At 51.0% G+C, this 13,043-nt stretch carries 10 protein-coding genes; all 10 read left to right on the plus strand.

The features are described from left to right. Nucleotides 1-63: 63 nt before the first annotated feature. The 10 genes from ACFQNG_RS14590 to ACFQNG_RS14635 all read left to right on the plus strand — a co-directional run bounded on the left by ACFQNG_RS14590 (nucleotide 64) and on the right by ACFQNG_RS14635 (nucleotide 13,043). Nucleotides 64-984, plus strand: a complete 921-nt coding sequence (locus ACFQNG_RS14590; RefSeq protein ID WP_379866122.1) for a ketopantoate reductase family protein — start codon at nucleotides 64-66, stop codon at nucleotides 982-984. Nucleotides 985-1,003: 19 nt separating this feature from the next. Then, the gene (locus ACFQNG_RS14595) at nucleotides 1,004-2,398 is read left to right on the plus strand and encodes an MFS transporter (RefSeq protein ID WP_379866124.1); all 1,395 of its coding nucleotides are present in this window, start codon (nucleotides 1,004-1,006) and stop codon (nucleotides 2,396-2,398) included. 59 nt (nucleotides 2,399-2,457) lie between these two features. Beyond that, the gene (gene bshC / locus ACFQNG_RS14600) at nucleotides 2,458-4,098 is read left to right on the plus strand and encodes a bacillithiol biosynthesis cysteine-adding enzyme BshC (RefSeq protein ID WP_379866126.1); all 1,641 of its coding nucleotides are present in this window, start codon (nucleotides 2,458-2,460) and stop codon (nucleotides 4,096-4,098) included. A gap of 79 nt (nucleotides 4,099-4,177) precedes the next feature. Further along, a complete protein-coding gene (locus tag ACFQNG_RS14605) occupies nucleotides 4,178-5,440 on the plus strand; it encodes an adenosylhomocysteinase (protein ID WP_379866128.1) in 1,263 nt (420 codons plus the stop codon). Nucleotides 5,441-5,579: 139 nt separating this feature from the next. Continuing rightward, nucleotides 5,580-6,011, plus strand: a complete 432-nt coding sequence (gene mraZ / locus ACFQNG_RS14610) for a division/cell wall cluster transcriptional repressor MraZ (protein ID WP_379866129.1) — start codon at nucleotides 5,580-5,582, stop codon at nucleotides 6,009-6,011. 17 nt (nucleotides 6,012-6,028) lie between these two features. After that, nucleotides 6,029-6,961: a 16S rRNA (cytosine(1402)-N(4))-methyltransferase RsmH gene (gene rsmH / locus ACFQNG_RS14615; protein ID WP_379866131.1), complete on the plus strand. Its 933-nt coding sequence runs from the start codon at nucleotides 6,029-6,031 to the stop codon at nucleotides 6,959-6,961. Nucleotides 6,962-7,006: 45 nt separating this feature from the next. Next, nucleotides 7,007-7,372, plus strand: coding sequence for a cell division protein FtsL (gene ftsL / locus ACFQNG_RS14620; RefSeq protein WP_379866132.1), 366 nt, complete (start codon nucleotides 7,007-7,009; stop codon nucleotides 7,370-7,372). Between the two features lie 65 nt (nucleotides 7,373-7,437). Next, nucleotides 7,438-9,201, plus strand: coding sequence for a peptidoglycan D,D-transpeptidase FtsI family protein (locus ACFQNG_RS14625; protein WP_379866133.1), 1,764 nt, complete (start codon nucleotides 7,438-7,440; stop codon nucleotides 9,199-9,201). A 122-nt stretch (nucleotides 9,202-9,323) separates the two neighbouring features. Next, on the plus strand, nucleotides 9,324-11,246 hold the full coding sequence (locus ACFQNG_RS14630; protein WP_379866134.1) for a stage V sporulation protein D: 1,923 nt from the start codon (nucleotides 9,324-9,326) through the stop codon (nucleotides 11,244-11,246). A gap of 300 nt (nucleotides 11,247-11,546) precedes the next feature. Further along, nucleotides 11,547-13,043, plus strand: a complete 1,497-nt coding sequence (locus ACFQNG_RS14635) for a UDP-N-acetylmuramoyl-L-alanyl-D-glutamate--2,6-diaminopimelate ligase (protein WP_379866136.1) — start codon at nucleotides 11,547-11,549, stop codon at nucleotides 13,041-13,043.

Genomic DNA, 13,043 nt, shown 5'->3' on the forward strand with positions numbered 1-13,043 from the left:
AGAAGTGTATGATAAAGAAGGAGCCTTTGATTGGCTCCTTTTTCTTGTGGAGGAGGTGTTGTGATGAAAACGTCCATCATCGGTGGTGGCGCGCTGGGACTCCTATGGAGCGCGAGATTGGCTATTGCGGGTTTTCCCGTGACGTTGGTTACGCGAACGCGGGCTCAAGCCTCTTTGATCAATGAGGCGGGAATCATTTTGCGAAGCTTATCCGGTGAGGAACGAGCAGTACAAGTTCAAGCGTGTTCGGCCCAAACCGTCACAGCGGGTAAAACAGATTGGCTGTTTGTGATGGTGAAGCAAATGGATTTGCCTGAAGCCGTTTCATTGATCCCCGCTTTGGCCCATCCCGGGACACAGGTCTTGTTTTGGCAGAATGGGTGGGGACATGGGGAAGTGATCAGCGGGTTGTCCGCCATTGCCGATACATACTTAGCCGTGACAACGGAAGGCGCTTTGCGCCAAGAGGCCAATCGGGTGGTGCATACGGGGGATGGCGAGACATGGGTGGGGCCTTATCCTGAACGGCGCCAAACGGTGCCCCCGCTGTTGCGGCCATTCTTTCAATTGAGCGAAAAGATTGCTTGGGATCAAGGGATTTTGGTTCGGATCTGGGAAAAACTAGCTGTGAATTGTGTCATTAATCCATTGACGGCGTTAGAAGAAAAGCGGAATGGAGAGATGGCGCATCCCCGATATGAGAAGGTAAAGCAAGCGATCATCGAAGAATTGGTTTGCGTCGCCAAGGCAGAAGGGATCAGGCTGGATCCAATGGCTTTGCGGGAAAAGGCGGAGCGGGTCATCCAGTTTACCGCCCGCAATCAATCGTCCATGCTGCAGGATATGAAGCGGGGACGGAAGACAGAGATTGATTACATCAATGGGGTCGTCGTGAAGCTTGGTGCGAAGTGGCGCTTCCCAACCCCGATCAATGCAGAGTTGGTGCAACGGATTCACGCCAAAGAAGCGCAGATTGGATGTTGAACACGCTGGAGGGGGTATTTTGACACGTTTTAAACGGTTTACGTTGGAAACGTTTGTGGTTGCGATGATGTTGATTATCATCGATATGATTATACTGGCACCTGTTTTGCCCTTTGTGATGGGCGAATATCATTTGCCCACTCATTGGGCCGTGTGGATCATCTCCTTGCATCTGGCCGTATTTTCCTTTGCGTTGCCGGTCATGGAAAATTGGGCAGTAAGTATGGGGCGCATGAAAATCTTATACGTTTCGTTGGGCTTTATATTGCTGGGGACTTGGGTGGCTTTTGTCGCCAAACCTTGGATTTGGCTGATGTGGGGACGCGTTGTTCAATCCGTCGGCATGAGTGGGGTCGTTCCATATATTGCGGTGCAGATTCGCCGCCTCATGTCCAAGCAAAATCGACGAAAGCAGATGGGAACGCTTCTGCTGTGGGGGAGTACGGTGGCGTTCACTCCCTGGGTGGCGGCGTGGCTCACCTTGTTGTTGGGCTGGAGATTCGCCTTTCTGCTTCATGGATTGCTGATCATTGTACTCTTTATCGCTTCCCGCAAATGGGTCTGCTCCGATCGTCCCAAACGGGTGCGGATAGCTGGGGACGCGTCTATTTTCTTCTTTGGACTCATCCTGCTCTTTATCATGGCGGGGTTGACGAATACCAATTTGCTGGGCGGTTGGCGAGCCCTCGTTCAACCGGAAGTATTGCCATTGTGGATTGTGGGAATAGGGATGGTTGTTCCCCTGTTGATGATGGAGCGGCAAAAAAGTCATCCCTTTTTCGAACCGCATCTCTTTGCCAATTGGCGATTTTGGCTTTTATATGGGCAGGTGGGGCTGTCCGGGTTCATCTGGATGGCACTGCTGCTCATTCCGGGTTGGGCCGCGCATGTGTACCGGCTTGATTACATAACGAGTGGCGCCTTGTTTACTTATCTGCTTCTTTGTTCTTTATTTGCGTTATTGTTTGTGCGGTTGGCGGCCCGGGTGTGGGGATTCCGCCCAACGGCGGTGATGGGGTATGGGTTGAGTGCGTTGGCTTTTGTTGTCTTGGCGGCGGATAGGGAGTTTGTCTGGTCATTCATGGCGTTAAGCTTGCTCAGTTTCAGCTTGTGTTTTGTGTTTGCCGCGCCTGTGCACCAGCCGTTGTTGGCGTGGATGCCCAATCGCCGCATGCGCAGTGGGATGATGACATTGGGCATGTTTCGGGCGGCCGGAGGCGCGATTGGACTTCTCACTATCGCCCGGGTCTTCACTTCGGCGGATCCCCATCTGCTGACATGGACGGCGGAAGCGCCGATTCCCCCTCAAGTGATCGCGGAAGCGCAATCAAGCGTGTTCTGGTTTTTGGCTATCGTATCGCTTGTGGGAGTGGTTCTCAGTTTGCTGGTTCGATTTCAACGTCCCGTATCATGAACTTTTCGTGATATACTGTAGAAAGGTAAGCAAAGTAAACGATAAAGAAGGAGTTACATATGGACATTAAAGCCATCAAGCTACCCGTAGGGAACCCATTTATCGAGCGCTATCTGACAGATGAAGAATGGATGAGATCCATATATGAATATAATCCGTGGGATGAACAAAGCGTGCGGGCGCGTGCAGAATATATTGAACGGGAATGGAACGGAGCGGACCGGAAGGAGCTGGCAGAGGTTATCCGGGCTTATCATGCCCCCGAGCTGTTCAGTCCGGCGGTGGAGCGCAACCTGACCCGCCTCGCTGAGCCCAACAGCCTTGTTGTCATCGGAGGGCAACAGGCCGGGCTCCTGACCGGACCCCTATATACCTTATATAAAGCGATTACGTTGATACAGTTGGCCAAACAGGAAGAAGCTCGTCTCGGTTGCCCAGTGATTCCCGTCTTTTGGATTGCGGGTGAGGATCACGACAGTGAAGAGGTGGATCACATTTATATCCGCGATTCAGAAGCTTCCTTGACTAAAGTGAGTTGGACAGGGCCGCTAACAAGCAAGAACTCCCTTTCTTTGCAAGAGATTCAACCGGAAACCATGTTCGCATGGCTGGATGAATTATCCCAAACGGTAGGAGACAGCGAATTTAAGAAGGGGTGGCTGGAAGAGTTGCGAATGCTCGCGACGGAGCCCATGAGTTGGACCCGCTATTTTGCCCGCATCATGCATCGCTTATTTGGGCGGGAAGGGTTGCTCCTGATCGACTCCTCCGACCCAGGTTTGCGCCGCTTGGAAACGCCGTTTTTCATAACCTTGATCAAACGGAGCGCGGAAATCCACCACCGTGTGCTGCAAACGAATGCCAACCTGGTGGCGGCGGGGCTGCCCGAACCGGTTCATTTTCAAGAAATGCAGGGAAACCTGTTTCTTCTGGAAGGGGGCGAGCGGCAGGCCCTGTTCCGCGTGGGGATGGAGTGGGTAACCAAAAATGGCGAAACGCGGTTGCCGGAAACGGAGTTGATCAAGATCGCAACCGAGTCACCCGAACGGTTGAGCAATAATGTCATTACACGACCACTGATGCAAGAATATCTTTTTCCGACCCTTCACTTTGTGGGGGGGCCAGGCGAAGTGGCCTACTGGAGCTTGCTCAAATCAGCTTTTGCGCAGGTGGGCTTGAAGATGCCGATCGTGCGCCCGCGCTTGCAACTGACGGTGCTGGACCGCAGAGTGCAAAAGCGCATGGCCGAATTTCAGTTGAGCGAGACCGATGTGTTAACCAATTTGGAGACCAAACGAGAAGCTTGGTTAGCAAAGCAAATTCCCTTCCCCCTGGCTGAACGGTTTGCCGCGGTCAAACAAGCGATCGCGCGGGAATATGGGAGCCTGATGGCCGACTTGGAGCGGGGGATTGGCGGGAATCTGCGGGAAATTGGCGCAAAGAACCAAGCCAAAATCATGGAGCAAGTGGAGTATTATCATCATTTTGCCGAACGAATGATTCGTGAGAAGCACCAAGTGGAACTGCGCCATTGGGATGAACTGGCCATCGCGGTGGTTCCGGAGGGAAAGCCGCAGGAGCGTGTGTACAATTTTCTTTCCTTGTGGAATGATTGGGGATTGGACTGGTTGAACCGCTTGATCGAGACCCCGCTCTTGGAAGAGAATGAGCCGGGTGCCCATTATTGCTTATATATGTGAGTCACATTTGTTTCCACGTTTGCTTTAGGTATAATGGAAACTAGTTTAAAGGATTTACATAGAACAGAGGAGGAGCTTTATGAACAGTTTGGATAAAAGCATCATCCGCGATGCCAGCCTGGCCCCGGCGGGACGATTGAAGATGGATTGGGCCAGGGAACACATGCCCGTCCTGAATCGGTTGCGTGAACGGTTGTCTGTGGAAAAGCCCCTGGCCGGCAAAAAAGTGGCCATCTCCCTTCATTTGGAAGCGAAAACGGCATGCTTGGCTGAATTGGTTCGTGATGCCGGCGCAGAAGTGGTGATTACCGGAAGCAACCCCCTGTCCACCCAAGATGACATTGCGGCGGCACTTGCGGTTGCGGGCATTACCGTTTATGCGAAATATGATCCCGCACCGGAAGAGTACAAAGAGCATCTGATCAAGACATTGGAAGAAAAACCGGATTACATTATTGATGACGGTGGCGACCTGGTGGGGATTCTGCACGGGGAGCGCCCCGATCTGCTGGAAAATGTCAAAGGCGGTTGTGAAGAAACAACGACAGGCATTCTGCGCCTGAGAGCGTTGGAAAACGCGAAAGAGTTGCGTTTCCCGATGATTGCCGTCAATGACGCCTGCTCCAAATTCTTGTTTGATAACCGTTACGGTACGGGTCAATCCGTTTGGGATGGGATCAACCGCACGACCAACTTGGTGGTTGCGGGCAAAACGGTCGTTGTGGTCGGGTATGGCTGGTGTGGCCGTGGCGTCGCCATGCGGGCAAAAGGTCTGGGAGCCCGTGTGATTGTGACGGAAGTGGATCCGATCAAGGCAACCGAAGCCTATATGGATGGCTATCTGGTGATGCCGATGGCGGAAGCCGCCAAACAAGGGGATTACTTTGTCACCACCACGGGGAACAAAAACGTCATCAATGCCAATCATCTGCAGGCGATGAAACACGGTGCGATCTTGGCCAATGCCGGTCACTTCAATGTGGAAATCGATGTGGCGTCTTTGGAGCAAATAAGCGTAAACAAACAGACTGTAAGAAAAGACATCGAAGAGTATACGCTCCAAGATGGTCGGAAGCTGTACCTGTTGGCTGAAGGCCGTCTGGTCAACTTGGCGGCGGGCGATGGGCATCCGGCGGAAATCATGGATATGACCTTTGCTCTCCAAGCGCTCTCCCTGTTGTATGTTGTGGAAAACCACGAACAAATCGGCCCGCGCGTGTTGGATGTGCCTTATCAAATTGATGAGCAAGTGGCCCGTTACTTCTTGGAAGCGAATGGGGTTCAGATCGACCATTTGACCCCGGCGCAAGAAAAATATCTGGCTAGCTGGGAATTGGAATAAATTCCATATAATGTAAAATCAACTGTTAAATCCTGCACATGAGTGCAGGATTTTTTAATGGGCGTGTGGTATAATTACCAATGTGGTGGAAAGTGGAGGGAAGTGGTAGGGAAGGGGGAGAGAGGGGAGGAACTGTGGCATGTTCATGGGTGAGTTTCGGCACAATATCGATGAAAAAGGACGTGTCATTGTGCCGGCCAAGTTTAGAGAGGGGCTTGGCGATTCGTTTATCATTACCCGTGGATTGGACCACTGTTTATTTGCATACCCTCAATCAGAATGGAAACAATTAGAACAGAAATTAAAAACCCTTCCATTTACCAAAGCAGATGCACGTAAATTTACGCGCTTTTTTTTCTCAGGAGCTTGCGAAGTGGAATTGGACAAACAAGGTCGAGCCAATATCCCCAGCCATCTGCGCGAATTTGCCCAGCTGACGAAGGAATGTGTCATCATCGGCGTATCTTCCCGGGTGGAAATCTGGTGCAAAGAGCGGTGGGATGAGTATTACGAGAGCTCTGAGGAATCATTTAATGAGATCGCAGAAAGTATTGTAGATCTGGATCTGTAGTCAAAGGATGAACGGATGTGTTTGTACATGAAACCGTATTACGTGAAGAAGCAGTAGCTGGTTTAAACCTGAAACCTGACGGGGTATATGTGGACTGTACCCTTGGTGGAGCGGGTCATAGCCGCCTCATCGCCGAGCAGTTGAGTCCGTCGGGCACCTTAATCAGTTTGGATCAGGACCAGATGGCGCTTGATCATGCCGAGGAGCGCTTAGCGGGCGTTTCTTGTCAGCTTCATCTGGTTAAAACCAATTTTCGCCATGTTTCGAGAGTTGTGCGGGGATTGGGAATTGAATCAGTTGATGGGATACTGTTTGACCTGGGGGTATCTTCTCCGCAGTTGGATCAGGGAGAAAGAGGTTTTAGTTACCACCAAGAAGCCCCATTGGATATGAGAATGGATAAGGAGCAGGAGTTAAGTGCTTATCATGTGGTGAATGAGTGGCCTGAAGAGGAAATAGCACGCATCCTGTTTGAATACGGCGAAGAGAAATTTTCGCGCCGCATTGCCAAAATGATCGCCATAGAGCGAAGCAAAGCGCCGATCTCGACGACGTTGCAGCTGGTTGACATCATTAAGCAAGCAGTGCCGGCGCCCGCGCGCAGAACGGGTCCGCATCCTGCCCGTCGTTCTTTTCAAGCGATTCGCATCGCCGTAAATGATGAATTGAACGCGTTTCGTGATGCGCTCGCCGATTCGGTCGAACTTCTGCATTCGCAAGGCCGGATCAGTGTGATCACATTCCACTCGTTGGAAGACCGCATATGCAAGCAGTTTTTTCAAGAAGAGGCGAAGGGTTGCATATGCCCGCCCACTTTTCCGATATGCACTTGCGGACAAACGCCGCGATTGAAAATCATCACGAGAAAACCGCTTTTACCAACAGAAAAAGAGATAGAGAAAAATCCAAGAGCACGTTCAGCCAAATTGAGGGTTGCAGAGAAAAATTAAATAAAGGGATTAAGGAGAAGTCGGTAGCGTGAGGAGGATTCATATATGAGACGGGATCAATATAACGTTGCGGTTGCCCGCCCACTTGAGAAGCCTTATACGCGAGTGCGGGACAAAAAACAGAGAGAGCCCCGCACCGCTGTCACGGTAGGCGAAAAGTTGCTTTATCTGTTCAGCGTGGTTGTATGTGTCGCATTAGCCTTGGTGGTTTTGTCCAAATATGCCAAAGTCAATGAGTTGAATGTGGCATTGGAAGAAGCGAAAACGGCTGTTGAAGAAGCGCACAAGGTCAATTTCAAACTAGAAGCAGAGAAAAAGAAGCTGGAGGATGTTGAGCGGATTCGGAAATTTGCGGAGAGCAACGGATTGGAATTGACCGCTCCAAAATATCTCCCTTCGATTCGGCCATAGAGAGAGACTTCAAAAGTTGATTCAATCACCAACGAAATGGATTCGTAGATGGGAGAGGCTGAATCATGGGTTCGCTGATTAAGAAGAGCAAAGAGCGTTCTCTTCTGATCGGACTCCTGTGGTTGCTCTGTTTGGTTGTGCTGATTTTCCGCCTGTTTTGGTTACAAACCTTTAACCATAACGAGCTTCTGGCCCAAGCAAAAGAAGAGTGGATTAAATCGGAAAAGATCAAGCCGAAGCGTGGTAGTATCTATGACCGAACCAAGGGACAACCATTAGCATGGGAAGTGGACGCTTACTATTTTGTAGCTGATACAAGTAAAGTCAAAGACGTAAAGAAGACGGCGGATTTGCTGGCACCCATCCTTGGCATCGACAAGGGCGTGCTGATTCGCAAATTGAGCCAGAAAAATGTCTCGGTAGAACTCAGGGACAAAGGGAAATACAAATATCCGGAAAGTGTCTACAACAAAGTGAAAGCTTTGAGAGAAAAGGGCCAAATTCATGGCATCGTCGCATTTTCGACGACCATGCGCCAGTACACTCGCATGACGGCCGCGCATCTTTTGGGTTTTGTCAACGTTGACGGCAAAGCGGTTGGGGGAATAGAACAGCACTATGATCAGTTGTTGCGAGGCAAGGCGGGATTCGTCGAATACCTCAAGGCGAAAAATGGCATGATGATCTCTGATGCTCCGGATAAAAACCAACCGCCGCAACAAGGAAAAGATCTCGTATTGACCATCGATTCACAGATTCAGTCACAAGTCGAACTGGAGTTGGAAGAAGCGATCAAAAACTACCAAGCCAAAGGCGGGACAGCGATTGTCGCCGATCCGCATACAGGCGAAATCTTGGCGATGGCAAGTCGTCCAACATTCAATCCCAACCAATATGCGACGACATTGAACGATGACAACCGAACCAATCGGGCGATTGAGAGCCAATTTGAACCGGGTTCCACCTTCAAGATCGTCACGTTGGCCGCTGCGATTGAAGAAGGTATTTTTAATGAAAACAAAACCTTTCAATCAGGGGCGATTAATGTGGCGGGTCAGATCATCCGCGATTGGAATGGCACCGGTTGGGGAAACATCGACTTCAAGGAAGGTGTCAAACAATCCAGCAATGTGGCGTTTGTCCTATTGGGGAAGGCGTTGGGTCCCCAAAAGTTGGCAGAGTACATTGACCGATTCGGATTTGGCAAGATCACCGAACGGGTGGGGAAGAAAACGGGGATTGATTTGCCGGCGGAGGAACGAGGCGTGTTTTTTGGCCGCGATCTCTATCCGGCGGAACTCGCCGCCACATCGTTTGGGCAAGGCGTTTCAGTCACCCCGATTCAGCAGGTTGCCGCCATCTCCGCCGTGGCGAATGGCGGAAAATGGGTCAAGCCCCATGTCTTAAAGGAAGTGTGGGAGCCTCATCTCAAGAAAAAAGTGAAAACGGTCAAACCTGAGAGCATACGCATCATCCAAGAGTCGACAGCAAAGAAGGTGCGCGAGCTGTTGCGTGATGTCGTGCGCAGCGGCACGGGAACCAAAGCGGATTTGCCGGGATACCGGGTTGCCGGTAAAACGGGAACGGCCCAAAAGCCGGATCCCGTGGGCAATGGTTATTTAAACAATAAGTACATGGTCTCATTTATTGGTTTTGCGCCTTATGATCATCCAGATTTGGTTATTTATGTCGCCATTGATGAGCCGTTTATGGAAGGTGGAGAGGCTTCCGGTGGTTCTGTCGCCGCTCCGGTGGCCAAAAACATACTGGAGAAAGCTTTGCCCATTCGCAAAGTGCAGCGCAACCAGTATGCTGATGGTATCAAATGACGCCAACATGACCCGTTGTTTTAGGCAACGGGTCTTTTTGTTGTGCGGGGGCTTGTCATTTTTCCTTTCTCACGCACATAGCTTGAAGGTAAGGAGAATGTTCTGAAGAGAGGAAGGAAACCATGCGTGGTCGACGGGTACTAGTCAGGAAACGGTTATTCACCCTTTTTCTTATCGCGCTCTTCATCCTGACGGCGTTGATGGGGAGAGTAGCCTATGTCCAGTTATTCCAAGGGGTTTGGCTGGCGGAAAAGGCCAAAGATCTGTGGAGTCGCGATATTCCCTTTGAAGCGAAAAGGGGAAAATTGCTTGATCGCAATCAAAAAGTGCTGGCTTACAATGTGAGTACTCCGTCTGTGATGGCCATTCCGGCCCAAATCAAAGACCCCGCCCAGACGGCGAAAATATTGGCCGGAATCTTGCAAGCACCCGAAGAAAAAATATACGAGCAAATCACCAAACGGCAAGTGATCAATCGCATTACTCCGTGGGGCAGAAAAATTTCCGATGAAAAAGCGCGTGAGATTCAAGGGCTCCGATTGCCGGGAATCGCGGTTGTGGAAGACAGCAAACGCTACTACCCCCATGGAGCGTTGGCGGCGCACATACTGGGCTTTACGGGCATTGACAATCAAGGGCTGGCGGGGATTGAACTCATATATGATGAGAAGTTGCGCGGCACAAGAGGATATGTTTCGTTCAGTTCTAATGCCAGAGGAGACAAACTGCCCGGAGGGATGGATCGATACACCCCGCCGCGTGATGGGATGAATCTCGTCACCACCCTGGATTATCAGATTCAAACGATCATTGAGCGAGAACTGGACCAAGCTATGGTGCAATACCAACCGGAGAATATCTTGGCGATCGCGATGGATCCGAAAACGGGAGAGCTGCTCGGGATGGCCAGCCGCCCCACTTTTCGCCCCGATCAATATCGGACAACCGATCCGCTCATCTATAACCGCAATCTCCCCATCTGGAAAACATATGAACCGGGGTCTACCTTTAAGATCATCACGCTTGCGGCTGCATTGGAAGAGAAAAAAGTCAATCTCCATGAAGCGTTTCGCGATCCCGGCTATATCATGGTGGGAGGGGCGCGGTTGCGTTGCTGGAAAGCGGGCGGACATGGGCATCAAAGCTTTTTGGAGGTTGTGGAAAACTCCTGCAACCCCGGATTTGTCACTTTGGGCCAACGCTTGGGGAAAAGCAACCTTTTTTCGTACATCCACAAGTTTGGTTTTGGTGAAAAAACAGGGATCGACCTGAATGGTGAGGCAAAAGGGATTTTATTCAAAGAAAGCCGCGTCGGTCCGGTGGAGTTGGCTACCACCGCTTTTGGCCAAGGGGTTTCGGTCACTCCCATTCAGCAAGTGGCGGCCGTATCGGCGGCCATCAATGGGGGGAAGCTATTTGAACCCCATTTGGCAAAAGGCTGGCTTGATCCCGAAACGGGGGAAATGGTGGAAGAGATCAAACCAAAGCTGAAGCGGCAGGTGATTTCCGCCGAAACTTCCCTTGCCGTCCGCAGTGCGTTGGAAAGTGTGGTGGCTCGGGGGACGGGACGCAAAGCTTTTGTCGATGGCTACCGTGTAGGTGGAAAAACAGGAACAGCGCAAAAAGTGGGACCGGATGGACGATATATGAAGAATAATCATATTGTTTCCTTTATCGGGTTTGCCCCTGCCGACGATCCCCGCCTGGTTGTGTACATTGCGGTTGATAACCCCAAAGGGATTCAGTTTGGTGGCGTTGTGGCCGCCCCGATTGTGGGCAATATCTTGGATGACAGTTTGCGCTATTTAAAAGTGCCCAAGCGCAAAGAGCAGATTCCACCCGAGGATACGCCGCTTACCCTCGCATTGGTGGGCGTCCCCAATTTGATCGGACAGGATATTGAACGGATTCGCAACAGCTTGTTTTCGTTTCCGCTTCAGGTCTACGGCAAAGGCCAAAAAGTGGTGGATCAGATGCCCAAACCGGGGCAACGGGTGAAAAAGGGCGCCACGATTAAGATCTACTTGGGTGATGGGAAAGGATAAAAAAGGAATCCCGCCGCAACAGAAGAACCGCAGGCAAAATCGCCCCCGTTCTTTGTGATTTCTTTGCAAACAATTTCTAAACAAAATGCAAACGCAAAAACGGATAAATGGTTGCAGTCATTGGGTTTTCCCTGTTCGGTCCACACGGACAACGCCTTTTACAAACGGAGCGGATCATGGCTTGAGAAGTGACAAATAAAACAAAGGAGATTAAAATAGTGGATGTGCATCATCTTATGCCAGGAATGATGAACCTGGCTTTTTGCTTGTCTGTCCGCTTTTTTGAAAAGGAGGAGCAACATGCAGTTGAAAGAGTTGATCCGACCGCTGATGGTACATACGGTGACGGGTGATGTTCAAGTGGAAATTACCGGCATACAAATGGACTCCCGTCTTGTGAAACCGGGAGATTTATTTGTTGCCATACGCGGTTTTACTGTTGATGGACATCGATATGTGCCCACTGCGATCGCGAATGGAGCAGCGGCAGTGATGGTGGAAGAACCGGTTGACAGCGAGGTGCCGGTGATTTTGGTGCCGGACAGCCGACGGGCCATGGCCATTGTCGCGGCGGAATTTTATCGTCATCCGACGAGTGAATTAAAACTCATTGGGATCACGGGCACCAATGGAAAAACGACCACTTCCTATCTGATCGAGAAATTGCTTGGCGACGCGGGGCGCCACACAGGCGTGATCGGTACGGTCCAGATGAAGATCGGTGACAAGACTTTCCCGACCAAAAATACCACTCCCGAAGCGCTCGAGCTGCAAAAAGCATTTCGGATGATGCGGGATGAGGGTTGTGAGTATTCAGTCATAGAAGTCTCCTCGCATGGTCTGGCGTTGGGGCGGACACGCGGAAGCCAATTCCACATCGGTGTGTTTACCAATTTGACGCAAGATCATCTGGATTACCATAATACAATGGAGGAATATCGCCAGGCGAAAGGCTTGCTCTTCAGCCAATTGGGCAATCGCTATGCGAGTGACCCGGCTGAGAATGCGTTTGCTGTGTTAAATGCGGATGATGATGCATCATCATATTATGCGGCGATCACACCGGCCCAAGTGGTTACCTATGGGATCGATCGCCCCGCCGATGTCCGTGCGGTGGGCATTCGCATCACCGGGCAAGGGACCGCGTTTACTTTGGAGACGTTCCGGGGGACTTGTGACATCACGCTTCAATTGATCGGCAAGTTTAATGTGTATAATGCTTTGGCCGCGGTCAGCGTAGGCTTGATCGAGGGACTGACGCTCGCGGAGATCAAAGAGAGCCTGGAACAAATCCCCGGTGTGAACGGACGGTTTGAACCGGTCAATGCCGGCCAGCCTTATACCGTGTTGGTGGATTATGCCCATACGCCAGACAGTTTGGAAAATGTGTTGACCACCATCCGTGAGTTCGCGCGGAACAAGGTTACTTGCGTGGTTGGCTGCGGCGGGGATCGTGACCGCACCAAACGTCCGCTGATGGCCCAAATCGCCGCCAAGTATAGTGATCTGGCCATTTTCACTTCAGATAACCCCCGTTCGGAGAAACCGGAAACCATTATCCAAGATATGGTGGCGGGAATCGCCGACAGCAAGCGGGAAAATGTTGCGACTATCGTCGACCGTCGGCAAGCCATTAAAGAAGCGATTCGATTGGCGGAACCCGGCGACATTATCTTGATTGCTGGAAAAGGGCATGAGACGTACCAAGAGATTCAAGGGATCCGGTATGATTTCGATGACCGTGAAGTGGCAAGGGAAGCCATTGAAGCGAAAGCGCAGGGGGTGAATGAAGGGTGA

The sequence above is a fragment of the Laceyella putida genome, from assembly GCF_042665195.1.
GTDB lineage: Bacteria > Bacillota > Bacilli > Thermoactinomycetales > Thermoactinomycetaceae > Laceyella > Laceyella putida.

Bases quoted from the DNA above. Each gene is read 5' to 3' on its own strand.
- mraZ (WP_379866129.1), top strand. From the start codon at position 5,580: ATGTTCATGGGTGAGTTTCGGCACAATATCGATGAAAAAGGACGTGTC.
- ACFQNG_RS14630 (WP_379866134.1), top strand. From the start codon at position 9,324: ATGCGTGGTCGACGGGTACTAGTCAGGAAACGGTTATTCACCCTTTTT.
- ACFQNG_RS14605 (WP_379866128.1), top strand. From the start codon at position 4,178: ATGAACAGTTTGGATAAAAGCATCATCCGCGATGCCAGCCTGGCCCCG.
- ACFQNG_RS14590 (WP_379866122.1), top strand. From the start codon at position 64: ATGAAAACGTCCATCATCGGTGGTGGCGCGCTGGGACTCCTATGGAGC.
- ACFQNG_RS14625 (WP_379866133.1), top strand. From the start codon at position 7,438: ATGGGTTCGCTGATTAAGAAGAGCAAAGAGCGTTCTCTTCTGATCGGA.
- ftsL (WP_379866132.1), top strand. From the start codon at position 7,007: ATGAGACGGGATCAATATAACGTTGCGGTTGCCCGCCCACTTGAGAAG.
- ACFQNG_RS14635 (WP_379866136.1), top strand. From the start codon at position 11,547: ATGCAGTTGAAAGAGTTGATCCGACCGCTGATGGTACATACGGTGACG.
- bshC (WP_379866126.1), top strand. From the start codon at position 2,458: ATGGACATTAAAGCCATCAAGCTACCCGTAGGGAACCCATTTATCGAG.